Here is a 24,976-nt window from a genome sequence, read left to right as displayed (position 1 = left end):
ATAAGCTCATTTTGCAGAAGGATTGTCACAACTGCAGTGATTGGTAAAGCATGTAGAAGCCATAGCTCCTGAGCGCCAGCTTCCTCAGCGTCGCCCTGGTAGATTGAAGCGTCTTTAGACGCACAAGTCTAAAGCCAAAACCAACAGCACATCAGCCCGCTCTGACAACTTTCGGTGTTGGTCATTGAACGGCCGCATAGCGCCGTTCACGGCTTGCTGCCCGCGCGAGGAGCCACGTGCCGACCAATGACTGATGAGGGCTCAAAGCTACCGACCTCAATGTCTATCTGGATGTCCGCTTCGGTGATTGCGCGAGGCTTTGCAAAGTCCGCTATCTGCGCTTCGCTGCCTCCGGTGCAACCCGCAGAATCCCATGAAGCAACTTGGCCCTGCCGAGGGTCCGCTTCCGGGAAATTGACCATGAAATTTCGCACCAGCAGCATCTTTGGCGCGGCACCACTTATCTACGACAGCTTTGGGTTGAGATCCGGGCCTTTCCGTGCTGTCTTGAACGCCCGTTTTTGGGTGGGCAAATCCCGAGCTTTCAGCTCGTGATCGGGCTCTATCCGGATACCGACTGCATCGGCATCCGGACGGAACCTGGATAGCTCAATCTCCCTGCGTCCAGGTTCCGGCGGAACGCGTCTCGTTCCGAGCCATTTTCCACCGCGGCCATAAGTCGTTTGAACTACCTAGTTTTCCGTCCCAGAAGGTAACGATCCCTTTTGCTGGAGCAGGACTTGACTGTCTGGCCCGGGCAGCTGCGCCTTCTGTAAGAGACAGTAGAAATCCGCGCGGGGCGCGCGGATTGCATATCCCAGGAGTCGGGACAGGGCATCGACGGGCTGCGCCCGCTCCTCCCTGCCCCGGCATTTTCCGTTTGATTGGTCCGCCTGCCATCCGGCCGGCACTCTGAACACGGGTTCTGATGCCGCTGCGCGTCAGCCTCCACGGAGAAATCCGGTTCCTCCTGCGCCAGGCGCGGGCCCCTCCCAATTTCACCGCTCCGGCCCCGTGTGTCAGATCACCGCCTGGCCGCAGTCCGGGCTGCGCCCACCCTGCTTTGCCCTCCGGAAGACACGAGGTCTTCCGAAGTGAAAATCAGGGAAGGCTTCGCCACTGGCGGAACAGGAGGCGCGAGCGGGGATGTTGGAAACACGAAAAAGGAAAGGTTCTGTCGCAAATGCAAAACTATGTGTCGCCCGACAAGAAGGAAGTGGCGGACCGAGGAGGATTCGAACCCCCGACCCCTTGATTCGTAGTCAAGTACTCTATCCAGCTGAGCTATCGGTCCACTGCGGCGGGGTTTATCCATAGCATCGCACAGGCGCAACCCCAAAAGACGGCTGTTACCGTTTTTCTTCACCCGCCCCAACTGGGGTAAAGGCCTGCTAGCTGCCGGGCCGCTCCGCCGCACGTCCGGAAGGCCGCCCTTGTGCCGCGGCTTCCATCATCCCCCAAGCCAGCGCGGAAGTGTGGTATAAGTCAGCAGCTGCGCCTTTTCCGGCCAGGGTTGGCACCCGGAGAGGCATGTGTTGCAAATCGAAAGGGGGCGGCGGATGCCGAACCGGAATTCAGCAGGTTTTCAGCTCAGGCCGCTGGAAACAGAGGACCTCGCCACAGCCGCAGGCTGGCTTCAAAACATTGCCGACATGGCCCGTTTCGACCGCTCCACCCGCGTGCCGCTCAACGCGGCGGGGCTTGAGCAGGCATGGGAACTTTTCGGCGACACCAAGCCAAATGCCAGCAAATGCTGGTTTGCGCTCACCACGGACTCCGGTCAGCTGTGCGGCATCACCGGCTTGGAGAGCATCTCTGCGGTGAACCGTGATGCTGTGGCTGCCATGTTCATCGAAGAATCCAGGCGCGGGCGGGGCGTTGGAATTCGTGCCCTGGCCCTGCTTCTGGACTTTGCCTTCCGGCAGATCGGGCTAAATCGCGTTACATCGTACTATCGGGCCGACAACACCCGCAGCGAGCAAATGACAGCGCGTGCCGGCTTTGCAACCGAAGGCAGGATGCGGGCCGCATGGTTTGCAGAAGGCCGGTTTTTTGACATGATCACTGTCGGCCTCCTGCGGGAGGAGTGGGACGCCAGCCGCGAAGCGCTGGCGCAGGAGCTCGGCGCCAGCCCGCGAGTCAGTTTCCGCGGCGCAGAAGCCGCCGGCTGGGCTTGGCCGCCCGGCCCGGCGGCCCCGCCAGACGGATGAGGGGCGGCACCGGCGGCCTCAGCCCGCACTCACAGGAGGAGGACAGCTTGTGAGCGGCCACAATGAGACAACAACGGTCCGGCGCCAGCTTGGTGCGGTGCTGTTTGCCGATGTTGTCGGCTATGCCCGGCTGATGGGCAATGATGAAATCGACACTTACAGCGCCCTCAAATCCCTGCTGGAACAGCTTGAAACGGCCTGTCAGGCGCATGACGGGCGCGTCGTCGCTGTCCGGGGCGACGGGGTTTTGGCGCTGTTTGAGACGGCCACCAATGCCGTCGAGTTTGGCGTTGAGCTGCACCGCATAGCAGAACAGAGCAACCGCGCGCGGCCGGAAGACCAGCATCTCCGGTTCCGGGCCGGGGTGCATCTGGGCGAAATCCTGGTCGATGACCGCGGCATCCACGGCGATAATGTGAATATTGCCGCACGGCTGCAGGAAATCGCCGAGCCGGGCCGGGTCTTCGTCAGCGCCTCGGTCTATGAGCAGATCCGCAACCGGCTGCGCTTCGGGTTTGAATTCCTCGGTCCGCAGATGCTCAAGAATATCGCCGAGCCGGTCGCGGCCTATTGCGTCCGCAGCGAGGTTGCGGGCGCAACAATGGCGGCAACCCGCCGCCCGGAGGCACTGCTCGCACACCGCCCGCCGCCCGGCATCCCTTCGGTTGCCGTGCTGCCCTTTACCAGCCTGGGGGGAGAGCCGTCCGACAGCTGGTTTGCCGACGGGCTGACAGAGGACATCATCCTGAACCTGTCCAAGTTCAAGAACCTCTTCGTTATTGCCCGCAATTCCTCCTTTTTCTTCAAAGCCAGCACCAAGCCGCCGCAGGAGGCCGCACGGGAGCTTGGGGTGCGCTATGTCGCCCGCGGCAGCGTCCGGCGGGCCGCTGCCCGCGTCCGGATTGCCGTCGAGCTGATCGACGCGGAAACCGGGCGTACCATCTGGGGCGAACGGTACGACCGCAACATCGACGATATTTTCGCCATCCAAGACGAGGTGACCGACGCCATCGTTGCCGCCACAGCGGTGCTGATTGAGGCCCAGGAGCGCAAGCGGATGGCGCAGACGGCGCCTGCAGATCTGGCCGCTTACGGCTATGTCCTGCGCGGCCAGCAGTATATCTTCCGCTACACCAGGCAGGACAACCGCGAAGCGCAGACCCTGTACGAGCGGGCGCTGGCGCGCGACCAGGACTATGCCCGGGCCTCTGCCGCGATCTCCCGGACCATGAATATCGATTGGCGCTATTCCTGGGCCAAGGACGCCGAGCATGCGCTGGATACGGCGCTGTCATATGCGCAGCGGGCGGTGGAGCTGGACCCCACCGACGCCCGCGGATTTGGCGAGCTTGGCTTTGTGCATCTGTACCGCAAGGAGCATGATGCAGCGATCGGCGCCTACCGGCGCGCGCTGGCGCTGAACCCCAATGATGCGGACCTGCTGTCGGATTACGCCGATGCGCTAGCCCATTCCGGCGACAATCAGGCCGCGATCGGAAACCTGCAGCAGGCCATGCGGCTCAACCCCTATTTTCCGGACCAGTACCTGTGGCACCTGGGCGGCGCCTATTACAATCTCAAGCAATATGATGCGGTGATCGACACGCTGACAAAGATGAACAACCCGACCGAGGGACAGCGCATACTTGCGGCCAGCTACGCGCAGCTGGGGGACATGGACCAAGCCCGCAATATGGCGGCCAGGCACCGCGAGGCGCATCCGAATTTCTCGCTGGACCGCTGGGCCAAGGTGCAGCCCGACCGGCTGGAAGAAGACACCCAGCACTTTGTTGAAGGGTTGAAGAAAGCGGGGTTCTGACAAGGTTTCGCTGACAGGCGGTTACGGCCGCCCCGGCGAGGCGCACTCCGCTGCGCTCGTCTGCATCACCCGCTCAACGGAAAACGGTGTCAGTCGCCTGACCCGCGGGCCTTGGCACCGCTGACTTTGGCACCACTCACCTTTGCACCGCTGACTTTGGCGCCGCTCACCTTGGCCCCGCTGACTTTGGCACCGCTGACCTTTGCACCGCTGATATCCGGGCCGCCCCCGCCGAAGTAGACATCCAGCAGCACCTGTTCCAGCATACCGGTCATCACGTCCATGCGGATCGAATAGTCGGCCTTGTCATAATCCCAGACCCGGATGTCGTTTGCGATCTGGTACTCCGCTGAGGCAACCCCGGTCAGGGAAGGATCCAAAGGGGCACGGGCAGCCTGATCCGCAGGCTTGTTGGTATCTGTCGCACTTTCGCCGTCCCCATGCACCAAGAAGATCACGGGTTCCGGCAGCTCAAAATACGTGCCTTCGTAGGCGAACCCGTAGATACGCGCGAGCCTTGCATCATCACTCAGCTGATCAGCCAACAGGTTGTTTCGGCCCCGGCTTCTTTGCTGCCGTTTTCCGGCCCGGGTAAACTCCTGCTGTCCCGCGCCGTAATTGCCAACCTGTCTCCACAGGCCCTGGCGGGGTCCGTGGGCAATCTCGACTATGGTTCCCTTCGGGAACTGCTGCTGATTTTCCCAGGGGTTATTGTCGCCCTCCCCAACTTGATAGAGGCCGTTTTGCCCCTTGTTGTTCTGTGCCATCACCAGAATCTTGTCACCCGGCGCGAGCGTTTCACCGTTGACCGACGTGCCGCTCAGGTTCTGCACATTGTTGACCGTGCCAACGATAGCCCCGGCGAATTTGGGGACTATTTTGATGTCTTCGACCAGACGTCCAAATAACAGCACTTCAGAAAAACTCAGTAAGGATTCGGCCACCGTGCACACTCCCGTGGCTATGGAAACAACACCAGAAGATCTTTTCGCATTGCCGCGGGCGCAATCGGCGCCACTCAATTTTCCGGAAAAGTCCCCCTGAGGGTGAAACTAGCACAAAAAGGATAGAATTTACAGCCATTGGGCCAATCATTCATCCGGCACCCGCGTCCGCACCGAATGCGCGTGGCTGTCTTCATCCGCTTCCGCCAGCCGCGGCCCGGCCTCAACCCAGCCAATTCCGCGCATTCTGAAGTTGCCAGCGATAATTGATTCAAAGGCGCCTCCGGTTGTTTCGCGGTCCACCGCCAGCAGCGCCTCCCCAACTGCCGCATATGTGAGGGTTTCCGCCTCCAGCATGCTCCAGGCCGCCGCCAGATAGGCGCCCAGGAAATCGCGCGCCTCCAGCAGAGCGACGCGGAACCCTTCAGGATCAAGCGCATAGCGCGCATTGAACAGCTCCTGCATCACATCGCTGTAATAGGGGCTTTCCTCCAGATGGTCGGACAGATCCTCCATTTCCGGCGTGATCAGATCATGCACCAGCAGCCGCTCGTGGAAGATGTCGACCAAAATATCGAACATTGCACCGGTCAGCGGCTCGGACAGCGCATGCTCGCTGCTCCAGCCCCGCGCAAATTCCTGCAATGTTCGGGTATTGGCCGCCATCCGGATCTGTGCATTTCCGGCAAGCTCGGCAAACCGGTTCAGCTGGTTGAAGGTGTAAAGATTGCCGCTGGTGCTTTCCAGCAGCTCCTCGACCACAGAGCCGAAATGCAGCGAGGCGATCAGCGCCACCATATCCGCTGCCGATTCATGAAAGCCGTAATACTCTCCCGGCACATCCTCAGACACGGGCATTCCGACAACGCTGTAGATGATGGCATGGCCGACCTCATGCGCGACAACGTCAAAATTCAGGCTGTAGGCGCGGTACTCGCCGCCATGTTCGCTGGTGCCGCCGGTTTCCAGAAAGCCCCAGCCGATATGGGCGTTGTCCAGGCTGGGCAGCAGGGACAGCTCCAGCCGGTCATAGTCACGGGCGAAATGCCAGGGGATGGCGTGCCCGAAGTATTCCTCCCACACATCCAGGGTGAAATGGGCCGAGGCGAACAGATGCACCGCCTCGAAACCGGGGTCGGACGGCAGGATATGGAGGAAGTGGCCGTCTTCATCCGGTTCCGGCGACGGATGCACCTCACCATGCCAGGGCGGCAGATACATGCCTGGCCCGGACGGTCCCGGCACGATTGCACCAAAGGGTATGGTCTTGCCCGCCGGGTTGACCACATACATCCGCGGCCCCGACGGTCCTGGCCCCAATGAGCCGGGGGGGGCGGAAATCTCGACCAGTTCCAGCGCCGGCTCCGCCATCCGGAACGGGGATTGCGGAAACAGCAGGAATCGCGTCCCCGGCGCTTCCTGCGCCACATCATAAGGGTCGTCCATACGGTCCTCCCGGTCTGCGGAGGCCTCGCCGCTTGCCCTGCCTAGTTCCGGCCTTCTGATGCCAGCCGTGTTTTGCGCCCTTGATGATACATGAACTCGCGTCGGATAAGCTCATAGAATTCGTCCCGGCTGCGGCAGCCAACGGCCTCCAGATAGTCATCCAGCCTATCCGGGACGTCCCGCTGCAGCAGCTCTTCAAAGTACCATAGCGTCAGCGGCAGCCGTTCCTGCTCTGTCACCGGCTTGGCCGGCTGCTCCTGCGCCGCCAGATACCGCTCCTTTGACGCAGCCCGCGATTTCAAACGCGTATACACACCCGCCTGGCGCAGTTCGGCCAGCAGATGCGGGGCGAGCTGGCCGTACAAACTGCCTGCCACGGTCCCGGCAAGGGCTGATTCACCCAGCCAGCCCTCATAGTCCGACGCGGACAGCCCGTTGTCATCCAGCCATTTGCGCAGGCTGCTGCTGCTGAACAGGCCCAGCGCCTTGCGATGCGCCGACATCTGCGCCGCAAGCGCTGCACGTTTCACCGTGCGGCCGCTCTTGCCCGCTTCCTGCAAGGCCAGATGGCGCAGCATGGCGCGGGTGCGGACCCCCTCATAGCGGTCCGGGTCCAGCCTCAGCTCATCCAGCACCCGCCGGTCTTCCGCTTGCAACAGATGCGCCTCCGCCTCGATACGCCGCACCAGGGTCTGCCAGGCAAGCGTCCGCTCTAATTTCAAAGGCGGTGCTGGCAGGGCGCCGCGCTCGCCGTTCAGATAAGCCGCCATCACCGCCAGCATTTCCCGCGCATCGTCCCGCTTGGCATCCACTCGCCCGGATTTGAGCCAGGCCCTGAACCGTTCGCACCAGGGCGCAGTGTGGAAATCCGCCAGGATCAGGTCCCAGACCCTCTGCTGATAAAACCGCGCCTTGGCGGCGTTCAGCACTGCAGCCGCCTGATCCGCCTCCAGCACCGCCTCGCCTTGCGCCCGCGCAATCGTGGCCCGGATCGACACCATCGGCTCACTTAGCGGTGCAAACCCCAGCTCTGCCGGGCTGTGCAGCACCGCAACCTCGTCATCGTCGATCAGCGCGCCAGACGCGTAGGCTTCATAAATACTGCCGGCGCCGACCATTCCAAAAGCAGACAGCTCAGCCGCCCGCAACGCCCCCATGCTGGCACTGCCGAAAACCGCTATCCCCTGCTCCAGCGCCCACAGGATTTCCTTGTGCCAGACGGAGGGCACACCTTGAAAGTATCCGTCAATCAGTCCAATGGCCTTGGCGCCCTGCCGGGCAGCCCTATAGATGTCGCCCTGGCCGGCCGGGGGCAGAACCGTTGCCTCGAAATAGGCCTGCACCTCTTCTGCCCGGATGGTCGGGCCGGCAAACACAACCGCTGTCATGGCCGGGCCTGCCCGTCCGCGCGTGCCCGCGGACCCGGGATGTAATCGGGATCATCATGCGGCGCCTCCAGCCCCGGGATCACCGCGCGCACCACAGAAACCCCCAGACCCGGACGCGACAGGTCGACCGCCAAGGCCTGGCCCATGCCGGCCCCCGCCAGCTTGCCCAACAGCCAGGACAAATCCTCCTCAAAGGAGGGCGAGGAATAATCCGGGCAATCCTCGAAGCGGGCGGCTGCCGGCGAGCGCTCCAGCAGCCCGCGAACATATTGCGTGCGCCCGGCCGATGCCTGCGGCGTGAATTCCTCCGGATCCAGGTCGTCGCGGGCGCCAGAGATATAGGTCAGCCGGGTCTGTGCCGCCTCTGTCAGCGCCCGCAGCAGGGCAATGCCCCGGTCCGGATGGCAGCCGCTGCCGATCCCGATGTGCCCGGGCCGGGCGCCGTCCTCGCAGATCATGCAATGAAACGCTGCCACGCCGATGTCAGAGGTGATGTTCCAGATCCCCGCCCGCAAACCTGCCGCCTCAAACCGCTCCAGCGCTTCGCGGCAGCGCGGATCCGCAATTGCCGCGGGATCGATCCGCGGGCCTGGCGACGCGTGGTGCCACAGAGTGATCGCATCCCGTTCGATCAGTTCGCAGATGGCGTGGCACGTGGCCTCTGCCAGGCTGTTGCCTGAGGCGAGCCCGTTGGTCGTGCGCGGAAAGGCCCCCTGCCCGCCGCAAGGCCGCGCGGTATAGTCTGTGTCGACCATTTCAAGCGGCAGCCAGTGCGGCTGCCCTGAGACCAGATCCACCCCCTCCACCCACAGCATCCGGCCATGGGGATTGAAACTGCCGCCTGTGACCTGCGGCAGGCGCTCAACATCGGCGACCAGAACCTCTTGCCGCAGGTCCGCATAACTGGCCGCCCGCAGCGGCCGCATGATCCGTTCGGCGTGCCAGGTCTCGACCGCCTCCATCACACCAGAGGCCTGCGCCGCCTCCAGCGTCAGCCCCTTGCCCAGCGCCACGGCAACAGAGCGGGAATTGGGCCGCGCCACCATCACGGTGGGCAGCCCGACCCGGTCCAGGCCTGTCAGGTTGGCAATGCGGGTGATGCCCATCTCAGCAAGATGCGGCCTGACGGATGCCAGCGTCTGCGCCGGATCGCACAGCCGGTGTGTGTCCAGCACATATCCCTTTTGCTGTGCCTTGGGCATGGGTCAGGCCTCACTGTCATGACCGCTGCGGATGGGCTTCCGGCCGCAGCTTGGCGGCCCGCACGCGTTGACCAAGGATGCTGGATCGCGCGCCTTCGGTCAACAAAACAGACCAGCCAGCCGCTTGGCCGCCAAAGGGCACGTCACTAGTGCGGCTGAAAATCGAACACCGGCACAAAACTTGCCGGCGCCAGGGATTGCTCCAGGACGCCGGAGCTGAGGCTGTTCTGATCGAATATCTGGATCTTGGGGCCTGCATGTTTGGTATGCAGCTTTCCCTCGATGGCCCGCACCGCCATTTCGATCGCCAACCGCCCCTGCAGCACTGGAAGATCTGTCGGCGCTGCAATGATGCGGCCGCGTATAACCCCGCGATAGACCGCATGGGTCATGTAATCCGAAACCACCTGCACCCTGCCCTGCATCCCGCGTGCGCGCAGGACTGAGACGGCTGCTTCGGCTGCCGGTGCAGAACCGGCGATGTAATCGAGATCCCGGGCCTCATCCAGCGCCTCCTCAACCAGACGCACCTGAATTTCCCGGCCGGTGTCGCCGTATTTCGTCACAGCAACCACCGCAGAGCTGTCCTCCAGCGCCGCGCGAAAGCCCTGTTCTACAAATTTCACCCAGCCCGCTTGCTCCGGGCCCGGGAACCAGGCCACTTTCACCGGCGCGGTGCCCTTGGGGTGGCGCGCAGCGATGACCCGCCCTGCCACGGCCCCCATCTCGGTCCAGGACACCCCCACCTTGGCGGTGATCCCGGCATCGGCGATATCATTCACCGCCGCAATTACCGGAACCGTCTGCGAAATCCGCTTTACCGCGCCGGTGAGCCCGCCGAAGGACACCGTGCCAAGGATCAGCGCATCCGCACCGGCCGCCACACAGTCCTCCGCCTGACGGATCTGACGCTGCAAGTTGGGATACCCGCCGGCCTCGACCAGCTGGAAAGAGACGCCCAGCCGGTCCGCTTCGGCCACCATCCCGTAATTGACGCTCAGCCAGTAGGCATCCTTTAAGTGCGGATAGGCGACACACAGCCGCCAGGCATGAGAGGCCTTGTCTAGCGGGCGGTAGTCCGCGCCATCGTAGCCGCTGTCATAATCGAACGGCGTCCGGGGCACCTGCAGGCGCCAGGTTTCCGCAGCCGCCGGTGTGCAAAACACCGCAAGGACAAACAACCAGACTGCGTGCATAAAGCCCCCTTCCTGCCGACGACGATAGGCAGCGGGAGGTAAAAGGGAAATTCAAAATTGCACCGGAGGCGAATGCGCGCGAAAGTCCGGGGATGTTCGGAAAGCTCGGCCTCGGCGGTAAATTGAGCCTCGCATTCATCGTCATTGCGGGCCTGCCAACCCTTGCGGGCATCCTGGGCCTGGTCGAGCTGAGGACGCTCGCACACCGCCAGGCAGACGTGATCAGCCAGACCATTCCCGCCATTGCCGAGGTGCGCGGCATGGCCGAAGAAAGCACCCGCATCATCGCTATTGCACCTGAGCTGGCCGCTGTCAGCTCTCAGGCGGAACGAGAGAACCGCGCCCGCTTCCTGGCGGATCAGGTGGAGGCCCTGACCCGGCGGCTCGACGCGCTGGCGCAGGCCGGGGGGCCGGGCTCGGGACGGCTGCGGGCGACAGTCGATGATGCCGCCCGGGTGCTGCCCCTGTTGAACAACCTTGTTGAGTCCCGCATCTCGCTGCGCGAGGAGTTCAAGCTGCTGGCAGAACGTAACCTGACGGCTGCGAACGACTTGCTCAGCATGGCCGATACCCTGGTCGCCAATGCAGAGATGGGCACCACAGCGGTGATCTCCAGCCTCTACGGGCCCGGCGCGTCTCCGATAGAGGAGCAAGCCCGCACCGACACCCTGGACAAGCTGATCGAAGTCGACCTGTTCCAGCTGGGCCTGATGTTCGAGCTGCGGTCGCAAACTGCGGAAATCGGGCTGCTGATCAACCGGATCGAAGACGCTGGCAGCGAAACCGAGCTGGGTGAGATTGAGGCGTCGCTGACCAGCCGCCTGCGGATCGTCTCGCGCCGGATCAAGGCCATTCGCGACCCGGGCCGCCGCCAGCAGGCCGAAGGCCATGCCGCGCAGCTGCAAAGTGTTTCAGACAGTCAAACAGGGCTTTTCGTGCTGCGGGACCGGATTCTCGCCACCGAGCACCGCATTACTGCGCTCAAGCAGGAGCTGCAGAATACTGCGCTGCGCCTTGGCGACGAAGCCGCTGCCGTCGCCGATCAGGCGCAGGCGCGGGCAATCCGTTCGGGCAGCGCCGCCGCGTTGGAGGTGCGGCGGGCGCAGCTGCGCAACGGCTTTGCCGCTGCCGCCGGCTTTGTGCTGTCGCTGGCGGTGCTGTGGTTTTATGTGCGCGGCAGCATCACCCGCCGCCTCAACAGGCTTGCCGGCACCATGGCGGCGCTGATGCGCGGCCAGCTGGACCATCCGGTGCGGCCCCTCGGGCAGGATGAAATCGCCCGCATGGAAGGTGCCGTCGAGGTCTTCCGCCAGCAAGCCATCGAAAAGCTGGAACTGGAACGGGTGCGCGACCGCAACGAGCAGGAGCTCAGGGAACACCGCAACAACCTGCAAACCCTGGTGAATGAGCAGACCGAGCGTTTGCAGGAAGAGGTCGAAGCCCATGACGAGGCCCGCCGGAAGGCCGAAGCCGCTGACCAGGCAAAGTCTGAATTCCTCGCCATGATGAGTCACGAAATCCGCACACCGATGAATGGTGTGCTGGGGATGCTGCGCAGTTTGTCGGACGACGGCCTGCCGCCCCGCCAGATGGAACGGCTGCGGGCGGCGCTGACCTCTGGCCAGAACCTTTTGAAAATCCTGAACGACATCCTGGACTACTCCAAGATCGAAAGCGGTGCGCTGAAGCCAGAGATCACGAGCTTTTCCTTGCCCGAACTGGTGACTGACATTGTCGTGCTGCTGCGGCCCGGCGCCAATGCCAAGGGCGTCCACCTCTGGCTCGACGCGCCAGAGGATCTGCCCGGCGTGGTGCAAGGTGACGCTGCCAAGCTGCGCCAGATCCTGTTCAACCTCCTGTCCAACGCACTGAAATTCACCGATGACGGCGAAGTCATCCTGCGTGTCCGTTCCAATGGGGAAACCGGCGGGCACCACCGGCTGACCTTTGAGGTCAGCGACACCGGCCGTGGCATCTCTGATGCGGCCAAGCGCAGGGTGTTCGAGGCCTTCGAACAGGAAGACACTGACACGGCCCGCAAGTTCGGCGGCACCGGTCTGGGGCTTGCGATCAGCAGGCATTTCGCCGAGGCCATCGGCGCCCGGCTGTCGGTGGAAAGCACCAAGGGCGTGGGCTCCGTTTTCACTCTCGCCCTGGAACTGCCCCCCGGCAACCCGGCTGACCTGGCACCGGAGGAACCGCCTGCCGCTGCCGCACGGGCTGACCGCTCCTTGTCTGTTCTGGTGGTAGAGGACAATGAAATCAACCAGATGGTCGCCCGGAGCTATCTGGAGCGTATGGGCCACAGCTGCCAATGCGCTGGCAGCGCCGAGGAGGCGCTGGATCTGTTGCCCGGCCTCCCGTTTGACCTTGTGCTGATGGATGTGAACCTGCCCGGCATCAGCGGAACCGAGGCCACCCGCCGCTTGCGGGCTTCGCCCGATCCGCGGCTCGCCAAGCTGCCGGTTATCGGCATTTCGGCCCATGTTCAGGAGGAACAGATCGAAACCCATCTGCAGGCCGGAATGAACGGCTTTGTCGCCAAGCCAGTGTCACCCGAACGCCTGGCAAAAGCGCTGGACAGTGTCATGCGCGGCCATGAAGGAGCGGTCTATCTGTCCGCACGGCACGCAGACCCTGACCAGGTGGACCGCTTTGCCAGCCTACGGCAGCAAATGGAGGAAAACACTCAGGACCTCGGCGCGGCGCAAGCGCTGAGCATTGCGCGGCTGTTTGAACGCGAACTGCCGCAAAGCCTGGCCCGCATGCGCTCTGCGCTGGAAGCCCGTGATCTGGCAGCCCTGGCGAAAGACGCGCACCGCGCCAAGGGGGCGGCCGGCGCCTTCGGCCAGCTGTCGCTGGAAGCCCTTCTGTCAGACCTTGAGACACGGGCCGGAAACGGCGACCTGTCCGGAGCCAAGGATCAGCTGGACGCATTGAACCGGCTGGCGCCGCAAGTCTTGGATGCCTTGGAAGCTGCCCTGCGCGGCTGCGAAGATCTCAGGCCAAAGGCGCCGTGAACACATAGCCCTCGCCATGAACGGTCGTGATCAGCCGCGGGTTGGCCGGATCGTCTTCCAGCTTGCCGCGCAGGCGCCGGATCAGAACATCCACCGTGCGCGGGCTGCCGCCGTACTGCCGGTGGGTGACCCGGTTCATCAGGGCATCGCGCGACGCGACCTCGCCCGCCCGGCTGACCAGCATATCCAGCACTTCGAACTCGGCCCGGGTCAGCGGGATGCTGCCGCCCCCGGCGGTCTGCAAATGCCGCGCCGCCACATCGAATTGGAACTTGCCGAACTTGTAGATCCGCCGGGACAGACGCCGGATATCCTCTGTCCGCCGCAGCAGATTCTTGAGCCGCGCGAGCAATTCGCGCCGGTTAAACGGCTTGCAGACGTAATCATCCGCACCAAGCTCCAGTCCCACAATCCGGTCGATCTCATCATCGCGGCCGGTTACCAGAATGATCCCCATCTCGGACTTGGCACGCTGCTCGCGTGTGATCTGCAGCCCGTCCTTGCCCGGCAGGTTGATATCGACCAGCAGCAGATCAACCTCCTGCTCCTCAAGAACTTTCTCCGCCTCTGCAGCGGTTTCTGCCTGCGAAACAGCATATCCCTGCGCATCCAGATAACTGGCGAGGGTGGCCCGCGTGACCGGCTCGTCCTCGATGATCAGAATATGCGCCATGACTGCGGTGCCCTTCACAGAACTTTCCCACCGGTTAACAAATTTTAACAAAACACGCCAGCCTGTTCATCCCGCCGGGCTGACCTGTTCACATCCGCGCCCTAGCCTCCCTCCCCGAAAGCTAGGCTTTCAGACCGAAAAAAGGCTCAGGCCATCAGGACCCGGGCCGCGACAACAGGGAGACACACATGAAATACCGGCAGCATCTATTGGCCAGCGCAGCGACCATTGCCATGGCGGCCCCGATGGCGATGGCAGAGGACTCCCCGGACCCGATCATAATCCCAGTCCACAACTGGTCCAGCCAGATCGTGATGAGCCACGTTGTCGGCCAGATCTTCGAATCGATGGGCAACAATGTCGAATATGTCTCGACCGACAGCCAGGCGGTTTATGAATCGGTGCGCCTGGGCGACGTCACGCTGGAGCTGGAGGTCTGGGAAGGCGCCTTTGGCAAATCCTTCAACGAGGCGCTGGCCAAGGGCGGCCTGCATGACGCTGGCGACCACAACGCCGTCACCCGCGAGGACTGGTGGTATCCGGCCTGGACCAAGGAGGCCTGCCCCGGCCTGCCGGACTGGAAAGCGCTGAACGGCTGCGCCGCCATCTTTGCCACGCCCGAGACCGGCGACAAGGGACGCTTTCTGGGCGGCCCCGTCGACTGGCTCAAGCATGACGCAGAGCGGGTTGAGGCGCTGGACATGAACTTCACCGTGGTGAATGCGGGCTCGGCATCGGCGCTCTGGGCCGAAGTGGCCGCGGCGGAGAAAACCAAGCGGCCGGTGGTAATCTTCAACTGGACCCCGAACTTTGCCGAGGCCGTTTGGCCGGGCGAGTTTGTCGAGTTTCCGGCCTGGGAAGACGGCTGTGACAAGGACCCGTCCGTCGGCCCGAACCCCGAGGCCACCTACGACTGCGGCAACCCGGCGAACGGCTATCTGAAGAAGGCCGCCTGGGACGGCATGAAGGACAAGTGGCCCGCAGCCTATGAGACGCTGACCCAGATCAGCTTCACAAACCCGCAGATCGCCGAGATGGCCAAGCTGGTCGACATCGACGAGATGGAACCGGAGGACGCGGCGGCCGAGTGGCTGGAGGCCCATGAGGACCTCTGGAAGCCCTGGACCGGTTCCTGATTTCTGCACGTCCCGCCAACCAGCCGGGGCGGTCCCCTGCCCCGGTGCCCATGCCAATGAAAGTTTAGCCATGACCGCCGCCACCCCCGTCATTTCCTGCAAAAACGTCTGGAAGCTTTTTGGCGCAAATCCGGAACAGTATCTAAAGTCGCTGACCGGCAACCCGAGCTTTGATGAAATCCGCCAGGCCGGCTACATCGCCGCCGTGCGTGACGTCTCCCTGGACATTGCCAAGGGCGAGATGCTGGTGATCATGGGGCTGTCCGGCTCCGGCAAATCGACCTTCGTGCGCTGCCTGTCGCGGCTCATCGGCATTACTGGCGGCGAAGTCCGGGTCGAGGGCCAGAACATCGGCGGGATGTCCGAAAAGGAACTGATCCATCTGCGCCGCAACAAGATGGGCATGGTGTTCCAAAGCTTTGGCCTGCTGCCCCACCGCACGGTTCTGGACAACGTCGCCTTTCCGCTGGAGATGCGCGGCCAGGACCGCCACGAACGCCGTGCCCGTGCTTTGGAAGTGATCGAACTGGTCGGCCTCTCGGGCCGTGAAGACTATTTCCCGCGGGAACTCTCAGGCGGCCAGCAACAGAGGGTCGGTATCGCCCGCAGCCTGGCAATTGAACCTGACATATGGTTCCTCGACGAGCCTTTCTCTGCCTTGGACCCGCTGATCCGCCGCGAAATGCAGGACGAATTCCTGCGGCTGCAAGAGATGCTGGGCAAGACCATCGTCTTCATCACCCATGATTTCGACGAGGCGCTGCGCCTCGCCGACCGCATCGCCATCATGAAGGACGGCGTGGTCGAGCAATGCGATACTCCTGACCAGATCGTGCTGAACCCGGCCACCGACTATGTCGCCAAGTTTACAAAGGAAATCGAGAAGTCCCGCGTTGTCCATGCCGGTGTGCTGGCGCGCGAGGTGAACGGCCACCGCCTGACCGGCTCCGCCGTGGGCGAGAAACAGACCATCGCGGAACTGGCCCGCCTGCTGGTCACTGACAGCCGGGATTACCTGCCTGTTGCCAGCTCCTCAGGCAGCCTGATCGGCGCCCTGAACCGCCAGGAGGCGCTAGACGTGCTTCTGGGAGAGGCGTCATGACCGACCAGACAATGATACTTGCCGGCAAATCCCACACCTGGACACGCGCCAAAACCGGCTGGGCGGTATTTTCCGCGGCTTGCCTGCTGGCTGTGGCAAACTCCGTCCTGCCCGCCGGGCTGGTGCGGCCGCCAGAATGGTTGATCCTGCCCTTCGCGGACTGGATCAACGCAATCTTCGCCTTCCTGCGGGATGATCTGGGCCTCCTCCATTTGACCCGCGCCTTCGCGGATGGCGTGGAATGGCTGCTCGATGTGACCGCCAACCTGCTGTACGGCAAAAACCGCTGGCCCCGCATCGGCCCCGTTCCCTGGACCGTGATTGCCAGCATCGGCTTTGTCACCGGCTATGCCCTGCAAGGCTGGCGGCTGTCGCTGCTCACCGGCGGCACCTTTGTCTGGATCGCGGTCATGGGGCAGTGGAAATGGGCGATGGAGACCCTGTCCGTAATTGTCGTCGCCGCCCCCTTCTCAATCCTGTTCGGCCTGATCATGGGCATCCTCGCCTGGCGCTCCAAGTCCTTTGAGCGGATCCTGAACCCGGTCCTCAATATCGCACAAAGCCTGCCGCATTTCGCCTATATGATCCCGGTTGTGGTCTTCATCGGCGTCGGCCCCAAGGCAGGCGCCATCGTCACCATCATCTTCTCGGTGCCGCCAATGATCCGCATGTCCCTGCTGGGCCTGCGCAAGGTCCCGCATGAGGTGATCGAAAGCGGCCACATGTGCGGCTCGACCCGCTGGCAGCTCTTGCGCCATGTGCGGATTCCAACGGCGCGAACCGAAATCCTGGTCGGTGTGAACCAGGTGATCATGCAGTGCCTCGCAATGGTGGTTCTTGCCAGCTTCATCGGCATGCCGGGCCTGGGCCAAAAGCTGCTGCAGCTGCTGCAAGCACTGAAAATCGGCCGCTCGGTCGAGATCGGCATCACCATCGTGCTGCTGGCCGTCATGCTCGACCGCTGCACCAAGGCCTGGGCCACCAAACAGCCCGAGCATTTCGAGAAGGGCACCTCATTTGCTGTCCGCAACAAATTCCTGCTGCTGGGAACCGGCCTGTCGATCGCCTGCCTTGTGCTGGCGCAGTTCGTCCCGCTGATGGACCAGATCGGCCGCCGTGATGCTTTCACCATCTCCCAGCCGATTGACGCTGTGGCGGACTGGTTCATCGTGCTGATCGACCCGGTCACCCAATGGCTGCGCTGGTTCCTGATCACCTGGGTGCTGATTCCGATCCGCGATGCCTTCCTGTGGATGCCCTATGCCGCGGTGCTGGCGCTGCTGGCCGCAGTTGGCTGGGCCATTGGCGGCCTGCGCTCGGCGCTGGTGTGCCTTGCCTTCTTCGGCCTCATCGCCATGTCCGGCTGGTGGGACCGTGCGATGATCACGGTTTACACTGTCGTGGTCGCTGTCTCGATTGCCGCCGTGCTGGGCTTTCCGCTCGGCATCTGGGGATCGTTTCACGAAAAACGGGCGGACATCGCCCTTCTGATCTGCGACACGCTGCAGACCTTTCCCAGCTTCATCTACCTGATCCCGGTGGTCATGCTGTTCGGAGTGAACGATGTGGCAGTCATCGGCGCCGTGGTCCTCTTCGCCGCCGTGCCGCTGGTGCGCTACACCATCGAAGGGCTGCGGCAGGTGCCGGAAACCCTGATAGAGGCCGCCGGCATGTCCGGCGCCACCCGGCTGCAGACCCTGTGGAAAGTCCGCCTGCCGATGGCCCTGCCAACCATCATGGTCGGGGTCAACCAGTCGGTCATGTTCTCGCTGTTTATGGTTATCATCGCCGCCTTCATCGGCACCCAGGACCTGGGCCAGGAAATGCAGCGCGCGCTATCCTCCACCGATGTCGGCAAGGGCCTGATGCTGGGCCTCGCCGTCGCCTTTATGGGGCTGATGGTGGATCACCTTGTCACCACCTGGGCCAAGTCCAGGAAAGACGCGCTGGGGCTGGAGTGAAACTGCAACCATCCATTCCAGCGGCTTAGGCCCCGCCCCGTTTACCCGCATAGGCTGTCTGCTGTTTCCAGGCTTCTCCATGGCCCGCCTGACCTCGGCAAAATAGCCGCTGCGTGCCGGCGACTAAATCGCCGGGGCCGCAGATTTTTGCCTGGGTTCCGATAACGGCAAACTCATGGGCCACTTCAATAGCATCCGGCCGTGTTGCCTCCTTGGACGACCGGTGGACGTATCTCCCAGCAAGGGGTCTCGGAAGCGGATCTAGTAGTAGGGGCGGTGCAGTGTCTTGCAGATCGACAGCACCTTGCGGAAGTGTTTGGTCGTTGTAACTCGACTTTCGGAATCTTTGGCCAAACCGAGCCCATTTGAGAAGTGTATAACTTTTAGAGTCGGCTCCGATGATCATCAACGGGCGAAATTCTTCAGTTATATTATGTAGTAATGGTGCCCGGGGGCGGAATCGAACCACCGACACGAGGATTTTCAATCCACTGCTCTACCCCTGAGCTACCCGGGCACGGGAAGGCTGATCGCCTTGGGTGGAGGCCTTCTATGCCGAGGGCGCGGCGGTGTCCAGAGGGTTTTTCAAAGAAAATTGCTAATGACGCGTCTGCTGCGTCTTTTCTTCGGGTGCCAGTGCGCGCTCTGCTTCTTCCAAAGCGTTTTCAATGTCTTCCGGATCCTGGCTGGGCACCGAGTAGGCGCCGGTCAGCCACTTCCCAAGGTCGATATCGGCACAGCGTTTGGAGCAGAACGGCCGAAAGCTCTTTTGCGATTCCCCGCCGCAAATCGGACAGCTCATTTCAGCACCTCACTCAGGGCAATGCGACCGCGTTTGCGCTGCAGTTCGTAGTGGCCAAGGCTGGTCCAGCCGGCCAGAACCGTTTCCTCGGAATCGGCCCGGAAGGCGGCCCGCAGCGCGGTCTCGAACCCGCGGCGGTCCTTTTTGGGCATCGGCGCCAGGTCCAGCACGATCTGGCCGCCCAGACCCCTGACGCGCAGGGCACGCGGCAAGGCCTTGGCGGCCGCCATATTTGCCTTCACACCTGCCGCCAGCGAGGTGTCGGACCCGGTGTTCACATCCACCGCGACCAGGGCGCGGGTGGGCTCGATAAACAGGGAACCGCCGCCGGGCAGCGGCTCGCGGATACCCCGGGCAATGTCCAGCGCATCCAGAACGCCCTGGCGCTCAAATCCGCCCGGATCCCGTTCGATATCCGCGGGCTCGACCCAGTCCCGCCAGGCCAGCAGATGCGGAGTGTCGCCTTCGGACAGCACTTCCGCTTCGGCTCCTTCATCCTGCATCACCTGAGCCGCCATAGCTGCCATAGCCGCGACATCCTCGGCGATCTCTTCGCGGTCCGCCCCGGCGCAGGCAGAGCGCAGGATCAGGCCATAGCCCGTGTCCCCCATTTCCTCATGGGCGATTTCCAGCAGGCGGTCGCGCTCTTCCTCGTCGCGGATGCTGCGCGAGATGTTCAGACCCGGGGCCTCCGGCGTCACGATCGCATAGCGGCTCTTGAACAGCAGCTTCTGGGTGACCGGGATCGCCTTGCCCGGCTCGGCATAGCCGGAGACCTGCACCAGGATCATCTGGCCCGGCGCCAGCCCCTTGACCTGGCGCAGGAAGGCCGGGCCGTCGGGCGTGGTCAGGAACATGCCGCCCTGCCCCTTAACCGGCCGGTCGGCGCGGGCGCGGTAGATGGTGCCGGGCGCAGGCGCATCGCTTTCGATCAGGAAATCTTCCAGTTTGCCATCCACCATCAGCGCGGCGGCTTCACGGTCCTGGATGTGGTCGAGAATAACGGTGCGGCCCTTCATGCGGCAGCCTCCTGATACAGCGGCAGCCCGGCGGCGCGCAGAAGATTGGCAGTTTCTGACAGCGGCAGCCCGACGATACCGGTGAAGGAGCCGCTGATCCACGGAATGAAGGCCCCGGCGGGCCCCTGGATGGCATAGGCGCCGGCCTTGCCTTCCCAATCGCCTGTGGCGAGGTAGGCATTCAGCTCCTCGTCAGACAGGTTTTTCATTTTCACCTGGCTCACCACGTCTTTTTCCCAGATCCGGTCCCCGCGGCGCACGGCGACGGCAGTGATGACCCGGTGGCGGCGGCCCGACAAGGCGATAAGGAACGCGGCCGCTTCTCCTGCATCGCGCGGCTTGCCAAGGATGCGGCGGCCCAGGGCGACGGTGGTGTCGGCACACAGGACAATATCGTCCGTCCCCGCGGGGACAGCCTGCGTTTTTTCCCGCGTCACCCGGGCGCAATAGTCGCGCGGCAGCTCGCCTTTCAGCGGCGTCTCGTCGATTTCCGGCGGGCGCACAGCGTCAGGATGCACGCCTAACTGCGCCAGAAGCTGCAGCCGCCGCGGACTGCCCGATCCCAGAATGAATGCCATGCATTGGCCCTCTTGACTGTTCGCGCCTGTCATACGGTGATTTCCGGCCGCGGAAAAGCGCACTGGCCCGCTTCCTGTTGCCTAAAATATCCCCGCCGGAGGCCGCGGCTGCATAGCCGCTTCAAAAACAAAAGCCCGGCGCGATGCCGGGCTTTGATTGTCTTGGCAGATCAACGACTTACTTGAAGCGGTAGTTGATCCGGCCCTTGGTGAGGTCATAGGGTGTCATTTCCACCTGGACCCGGTCGCCGGCCAGAACACGGATGCGGTTCTTGCGCATCTTGCCTGCCGTATGCGCGATGATTTCATGGCCGTTTTCCAGCTCGACCCGAAACGTCGCGTTAGGCAGGAGTTCCTTCACGACACCGGGAAATTCGAGCGTATCTTCCTTGGCCATGTTGTCTCCATCATTGGGTTAACCCGCAAACTGCGGGACGTGCGCTTAAATGGGGGCATTTTCCCAATATTTCAAGGCCTCAATCAGGATAACACGGCTTTTGTGACTGATTTCACCCGCGGCATCTGCTCCTCCCAATGCAGCCGGTTCAGCACCCCGCCATCGGCCCGCACATGGGCAATTGTGTCCAGATCAGCCTCGCCGTAGGTCCAGCCCGGCTGATTGAGCACGCCCTCGGCGAGCACCCCGGTTCCGGGGAACCCTTTGTCCGGCGGGCCGAAAATGCCGCCCATTCCGGTATTCGTATCCACCGCCTCGGACCACGGGTTGTTGCCCACGACGGAGGCCATTGCGGTCACGCACTGGTTTTCCAGCGCCCGCGCCATCGCGCCGATGCGCACCCGCCAGTATCCGGCCAGCGCCTCGGTGCAGGAAGGGACGAGAATCACATCCGCCTCCGCCAGGGCGCGGCCCAGCAGCGGGAACTCGCTGTCATAGCAGATCAGCACACCGATTCTGCCCAAACTGGTCTCGAAGATCTTGAGCGGGCCGCCCCCAGCGATGCCCCACGGCGCGCGCTCGAACCGGGTCATGATCTGCTTGTCCTGGTGATCGCGGCTGCCGCCGGGCGTGTAGAATTCCGCCCGGTTCACCGGCTGGTCCAGCCCGCTGTTCACGGGCGCAGATGCGCCCAGGATGTGCACCCCGTACTCAGCGGCCAGCCTCAGGTGCAGCGCCGCCGCATCCTCCATCTTTTCCGAGACCGAATTGATCGACTGCGCCAGATCGCCTGCAACCGCAGCCCCGTCCAGCGTCGAAAGCTCCATTGCGCCGTATTCCGGGAACACCAGCAGTTCGGCGCCGTTCCCGGCGGCCTCTGCCACCCAGGCGGCCAGCTTGTCTTCGTACTGCGCCCAACTGTCGAGCCAGTCGAGCGGGTAAGCGGCAGTGGCGATTTTCATCCTGTCTTCCCTTTGTGCAATTCCTGCTGTGCAGATAGGCCCGGCTGCTTTTGAGGGTCTTCGAAAACGGGGGGTGCCTTCCGTACACTCCCTGTGCACCCCCTGTGCACCCCTCTTACAGCGGACCGGCAGAAGGCTCTCCGGCCAAACCGGGCCGGCAGTGCTGCAAATCCCGGATCCAGAATTGCAGCGGCTTCTTCGTTTCTTCCGCCTGATCGACGTCCTTCCATGAGAAATGCGCGATGGCGCCAGCCAGGGGCTGGTAGCCGCGCTTGCGCCAAAACGGGTCCAGCGGCGCGTAATCCGCCGGGCGCAGCGGATGGTCCGCCGGACGCTGCACGCCGCAAAACGCGCATTTGCGGAAACCGTGCTTGCGCGCGTGCGCCTCTCGCGCGTCAAAGAAACCGTGGCCGGCACCCTGCCCGCGGTACTCCGGCAGCAGCACAGATTCGGCGCAGTAGAAGACGTCCTCCAGCTCAATGCCAGTGCCCTCAAAGGCTGCCGCGAAATCATCCGCGTGATCAGCCAGCGGCGCGCCGGTGGAGGCGCCGACCAGCGCATCGCCGTCGAAAGCGCCGACCACAACGGCGCGGTCACTGTCGCGGTAGCTTTGCAGATATGCGCGCTCATAGGCCAGATCGCCGTCATAGAGATACGGCCAGGCCCGGAACACCTTGATCCGCAGGCCCGCCACGTCGTCCAGCGCGGCCTCCAGCGCCGCGCCGGTCATCGCTTCGACCCGGAGTGTCATCCGGCGGAGACCTGGGCGATCCAGTCCGCCAGGTTGTAATAGGTGGTGACGCGGGAAATCTTGCCGTCCTTCAGCTCAAAGAACGACCCGCCCGGCAGGCGGTAGGTCTGGCCCTTGGCTTCCGGCAGGCCTTCGTCGGTCACCAGATAGGTGCCGTTGACGATGAATTCCGCCGCCGCGCGGGTGCCGTCGTCGCTGGAAAAGATCACCAAATCGGTCAGTTCTTCCTTGTAGCAGCGGCTCATATGGGCGCAGAATTCCGCGAATTTCTCTTTGCCCGCGCGGATCTGCCCTTCGTTCACATGGTGGGCAATCTGGTCGTCCAGGCAGTCCAGCATGGCACCGGTGTCGCCTGCATTGAAGGCTTCGAAATAGCGCGCGATGGTGTCGGTCATGTTCTCTCCGTCGGTTCGCCCCAGCGGTTTTTCAGATGCTGGATGATTTGATCCCGTGTTTGACGGTAGATATCTAGCTTGGCTTCGCGGGTCTCGCCGAGCCCGGTTGGGTCCATAATCGGCCAATATTCGACATCGAGGTGAAAAAAACGGGTCAGTTCCAGCGCCCGGCGCTGGCTGGCGGGCGACAGCGCCACCACCAGGTCAAACGACGACAGATCATCGCCCCAGCGCTCCATCTCGTCAAAGGAGCGCGAGCGGTGGCGCGACAGCTCGACATCTATTTCCTGGCAGACCGCGATGGAGAAGCCGTCGATTTCCATGTCGTTCTTGACGCCGGCCGACTGCACATAAGTGCCGGTGCCATAGAATTTCTTCATGATGCCCTCCGCCATCGGAGAGCGGACCGAATTGTGGTCGCAACAGAACAGAACGGACTGCGGCAGCTCCTTCACCCGTCAGCCTCCGAAATGCAGAACGCAGATCAGGGTGAATAGGCGGCGGGCGGTATCCGTGTCGACCTCGGCCTTGCCCTCCAGCCGCTCCTGCAGCACCCGGCTGCCTTCGTTGTGGATGCCGCGCCGGGCCATGTCGATGGTCTCGATCTGGCTTGGCGGCATGGTCTTCACCGCGGTGAAATAGCTCTCGCAGATCTGGTAGTAGTCTTTCACCACCTGCCGGAAGGGCGACAGCGACAGGTGGAATTCCGCAGCCTTCTCACCTGCTTCGGTATTGATGTCGAACACCAGCCGCTTGTCGCGGATTGCCAGGCCCAGATGGTACGGGCCTTCAGGCAGATCGCGGTCCTCGCGGGACGGCAGGGTAAAGCTGTTTTCTTCGATCAGGTCATAGATCGCCACCTTGCGCTCCTGCTCGATCTCAGGGGTCGGAGGCGGCAGGTTGCGGTCGTCCAGTTCGATGTGGCTGATGCGGCTCATGGGTCTTTGTCTCTATATGCGCTAAGGCGTCCGGCCATGAGTATCGCACCGGCGCGCCTTGGGCAATGCAGCAGCAGGCGTCACAGCAAGGGTGGTATGCGGCAGCGCTTGACAGACAGCGTCCGCCTGCCCAGCCTGCCCCGTGCAGGAGACAGGACCATGACAGCGTTTGAACAGTTTTCCCTCGCAGGCCAGCGCGCGCTGGTGACCGGATCGACCGATGGGCTGGGCTTTGCCGCCGCCCGGCTGCTCGCCAGGGCAGGCGCCGAGGTCTGGATCAACGGCCGCAGAGAGGAGCGGGTGGCAGCGGCCGCGGCCCGGATGCCCGGCACCGCCCGCCCGCTGGTTCTGGATGTGGCAAATGAAGAGGCTTGCGTTGCGGCGATGGAAGACATCGCGGCGGCAGGCGGGCTCGATATCCTGGTCAATAACGTCGGCCAGCGCGACCGCCGCAGCCTGCCGGAGTTCTCCCGCGCCGATCTGCAGGCGCTGTGGGAGGTCGATCTGGTCTCGCCCTTCCGCCTGAGCCAGCTGGCAGCGGCGCAGATGGCCCCCAAGGGATATGGCCGCATCATCAATATCTCTTCGATCGCGGGCCTGATCGCGCAGGCGCGCGACGCCGCCTACACCACCGCCAAGGCCGGTATCAACGGTATGACCAGGGCGCTGGCGGCAGAGCTGGGGCCGATGGGCATCACCGTGAATGCAATCGCCCCGGGGTTCTTCAAGACCGCGCCGAACATGGCCGCGGCGGCGGATCCGGCGATTGCGGACAAGCTCAAGGCCGCCACGTCACTCGGCCGCTGGGGCGTGCCTGAGGAGCTGGCGCCCGCCGTTCTGTTCCTCGCCTCCCCTGCCGCGTCTTACATCACCGGACAGGTGCTGGCGGTGGATGGCGGCTATACCGCGCACTACTGAGTGCTGCGTCATTTCTCCGGGAAAAATGACTTGCGGCCTCCGGCGGGGATATTTGGGGCCAGATGAAGCAACGGATCATTAACCAAACTTGGCCACCCTCGTCCCGCGGTACAGGCGGG

General features: G+C 63.2%; 22 protein-coding genes and 2 tRNA genes. 7 read left to right on the top strand and 17 right to left on the bottom strand.

What is annotated here, in order from left to right; all coding sequences use genetic code 11:
• Nucleotides 1-1,217: 1,217 nt before the first annotated feature.
• Nucleotides 1,218-1,294: transfer RNA gene (locus tag R2C4_RS19975), tRNA-Arg, on the bottom strand.
• 238 nt (nt 1,295-1,532) lie between these two features.
• Here R2C4_RS19975 and R2C4_RS19970 point away from each other — a divergent pair.
• Both R2C4_RS19970 and R2C4_RS19965 read left to right on the top strand, forming a co-directional pair.
• Entirely contained in the window at nt 1,533-2,210 is a 678-nt protein-coding gene (locus tag R2C4_RS19970; RefSeq protein WP_244940759.1) for a GNAT family N-acetyltransferase, read from the top strand.
• Nucleotides 2,211-2,259: 49 nt separating this feature from the next.
• Nucleotides 2,260-4,029: an adenylate/guanylate cyclase domain-containing protein gene (locus R2C4_RS19965; RefSeq protein ID WP_141891958.1), complete on the top strand. Its 1,770-nt coding sequence runs from the start codon at nt 2,260-2,262 to the stop codon at nt 4,027-4,029.
• Nucleotides 4,030-4,118: 89 nt separating this feature from the next.
• Here the strand turns inward: R2C4_RS19965 and R2C4_RS19960 are convergent, their stop codons facing one another.
• The 5 genes from R2C4_RS19960 to torT form a co-directional block, all read right to left on the bottom strand.
• Entirely contained in the window at nt 4,119-4,973 is an 855-nt protein-coding gene (locus R2C4_RS19960) for a pentapeptide repeat-containing protein (protein ID WP_141891957.1), read from the bottom strand.
• A gap of 147 nt (nt 4,974-5,120) precedes the next feature.
• Nucleotides 5,121-6,419, bottom strand: coding sequence for a gluzincin family metallopeptidase (locus R2C4_RS19955; RefSeq protein WP_141891956.1), 1,299 nt, complete (start codon nt 6,417-6,419; stop codon nt 5,121-5,123).
• 41 nt (nt 6,420-6,460) lie between these two features.
• Entirely contained in the window at nt 6,461-7,807 is a 1,347-nt protein-coding gene (locus tag R2C4_RS19950; RefSeq protein ID WP_141891955.1) for a TfuA-like protein, read from the bottom strand.
• A complete protein-coding gene (locus R2C4_RS19945) occupies nt 7,804-9,009 on the bottom strand; it encodes a YcaO-like family protein (protein ID WP_141891954.1) in 1,206 nt (401 codons plus the stop codon). The genes R2C4_RS19950 and R2C4_RS19945 overlap by 4 nt, the downstream gene beginning before the upstream one ends.
• A 146-nt stretch (nt 9,010-9,155) precedes the next feature.
• Nucleotides 9,156-10,205 (bottom strand): TMAO reductase system periplasmic protein TorT, encoded by a 1,050-nt coding sequence (gene torT, locus R2C4_RS19940; protein ID WP_141891953.1) that lies wholly within the window; start codon nt 10,203-10,205, stop codon nt 9,156-9,158.
• Between the two features lie 122 nt (nt 10,206-10,327).
• On the opposite strand from torT, the gene R2C4_RS19935 reads away from it, so the two are divergent.
• Entirely contained in the window at nt 10,328-13,225 is a 2,898-nt protein-coding gene (locus R2C4_RS19935) for a response regulator (RefSeq protein WP_244940758.1), read from the top strand.
• Here R2C4_RS19935 and R2C4_RS19930 read toward each other — a convergent pair.
• Nucleotides 13,206-13,898 (bottom strand): response regulator, encoded by a 693-nt coding sequence (locus R2C4_RS19930; RefSeq protein WP_141891951.1) that lies wholly within the window; start codon nt 13,896-13,898, stop codon nt 13,206-13,208. The genes R2C4_RS19935 and R2C4_RS19930 overlap by 20 nt on opposite strands.
• 188 nt (nt 13,899-14,086) lie before the next feature.
• On the opposite strand from R2C4_RS19930, the gene R2C4_RS19925 reads away from it, so the two are divergent.
• From R2C4_RS19925 to R2C4_RS19915, 3 genes are all read left to right on the top strand, one after another.
• The gene (locus tag R2C4_RS19925; RefSeq protein ID WP_141891950.1) at nt 14,087-15,034 is read left to right on the top strand and encodes an ABC transporter substrate-binding protein; all 948 of its coding nucleotides are present in this window, start codon (nt 14,087-14,089) and stop codon (nt 15,032-15,034) included.
• 70 nt (nt 15,035-15,104) lie between these two features.
• Nucleotides 15,105-16,136 carry a quaternary amine ABC transporter ATP-binding protein gene (locus R2C4_RS19920; RefSeq protein WP_058284512.1) on the top strand — a complete coding sequence of 344 codons (1,032 nt, stop codon included), beginning with the start codon at nt 15,105-15,107 and terminating at the stop codon, nt 16,134-16,136.
• On the top strand, nt 16,133-18,097 hold the full coding sequence (locus R2C4_RS19915) for an ABC transporter permease (protein ID WP_141891949.1): 1,965 nt from the start codon (nt 16,133-16,135) through the stop codon (nt 18,095-18,097). The genes R2C4_RS19920 and R2C4_RS19915 overlap by 4 nt, the downstream gene beginning before the upstream one ends.
• Nucleotides 18,098-18,539: 442 nt before the next feature.
• Here R2C4_RS19915 and R2C4_RS19910 read toward each other — a convergent pair.
• From R2C4_RS19910 to R2C4_RS19865, 10 genes are all read right to left on the bottom strand, one after another.
• A tRNA-Phe gene (locus tag R2C4_RS19910) sits at nt 18,540-18,614 on the bottom strand.
• 81 nt (nt 18,615-18,695) lie between these two features.
• Nucleotides 18,696-18,899 (bottom strand): DNA gyrase inhibitor YacG, encoded by a 204-nt coding sequence (locus R2C4_RS19905; protein WP_141891948.1) that lies wholly within the window; start codon nt 18,897-18,899, stop codon nt 18,696-18,698.
• The gene (locus tag R2C4_RS19900) at nt 18,896-19,918 is read right to left on the bottom strand and encodes a ribonuclease E/G (protein ID WP_141891947.1); all 1,023 of its coding nucleotides are present in this window, start codon (nt 19,916-19,918) and stop codon (nt 18,896-18,898) included. The genes R2C4_RS19905 and R2C4_RS19900 overlap by 4 nt, the downstream gene beginning before the upstream one ends.
• On the bottom strand, nt 19,915-20,496 hold the full coding sequence (locus R2C4_RS19895) for a Maf family protein (RefSeq protein WP_141891946.1): 582 nt from the start codon (nt 20,494-20,496) through the stop codon (nt 19,915-19,917). The genes R2C4_RS19900 and R2C4_RS19895 overlap by 4 nt, the downstream gene beginning before the upstream one ends.
• A 178-nt stretch (nt 20,497-20,674) precedes the next feature.
• Entirely contained in the window at nt 20,675-20,893 is a 219-nt protein-coding gene (infA, locus tag R2C4_RS19890; protein ID WP_005620785.1) for a translation initiation factor IF-1, read from the bottom strand.
• An 83-nt stretch (nt 20,894-20,976) separates the two neighbouring features.
• Nucleotides 20,977-21,855, bottom strand: a complete 879-nt coding sequence (locus R2C4_RS19885) for a carbon-nitrogen hydrolase family protein (protein ID WP_141891945.1) — start codon at nt 21,853-21,855, stop codon at nt 20,977-20,979.
• A 115-nt stretch (nt 21,856-21,970) separates the two neighbouring features.
• A complete protein-coding gene (locus tag R2C4_RS19880) occupies nt 21,971-22,606 on the bottom strand; it encodes a GNAT family N-acetyltransferase (protein ID WP_141891944.1) in 636 nt (211 codons plus the stop codon).
• A complete protein-coding gene (locus R2C4_RS19875; protein ID WP_141891943.1) occupies nt 22,603-23,001 on the bottom strand; it encodes a ketosteroid isomerase-related protein in 399 nt (132 codons plus the stop codon). Before R2C4_RS19875 ends, R2C4_RS19880 begins: the two co-directional genes overlap by 4 nt.
• Complete coding sequence (locus R2C4_RS19870; RefSeq protein WP_058285479.1) at nt 22,998-23,456, bottom strand: arsenate-mycothiol transferase ArsC; 459 nt, start codon at nt 23,454-23,456, stop codon at nt 22,998-23,000. Before R2C4_RS19870 ends, R2C4_RS19875 begins: the two co-directional genes overlap by 4 nt.
• A gap of 3 nt (nt 23,457-23,459) precedes the next feature.
• Nucleotides 23,460-23,939: a UPF0262 family protein gene (locus R2C4_RS19865; protein ID WP_008555698.1), complete on the bottom strand. Its 480-nt coding sequence runs from the start codon at nt 23,937-23,939 to the stop codon at nt 23,460-23,462.
• 159 nt (nt 23,940-24,098) lie between these two features.
• On the opposite strand from R2C4_RS19865, the gene R2C4_RS19860 reads away from it, so the two are divergent.
• The gene (locus R2C4_RS19860) at nt 24,099-24,857 is read left to right on the top strand and encodes an SDR family oxidoreductase (RefSeq protein ID WP_141891942.1); all 759 of its coding nucleotides are present in this window, start codon (nt 24,099-24,101) and stop codon (nt 24,855-24,857) included.
• Nucleotides 24,858-24,976: the final 119 nt, after the last annotated feature.

This window comes from Leisingera aquaemixtae, from assembly GCF_006740765.1.
Taxonomy (GTDB): Bacteria; Pseudomonadota; Alphaproteobacteria; order Rhodobacterales; family Rhodobacteraceae; genus Leisingera; species Leisingera aquaemixtae.
The sequence above is the reverse complement of the archived record's forward strand: the minus strand, read 5'-3'. Positions and strand labels throughout refer to the sequence as shown.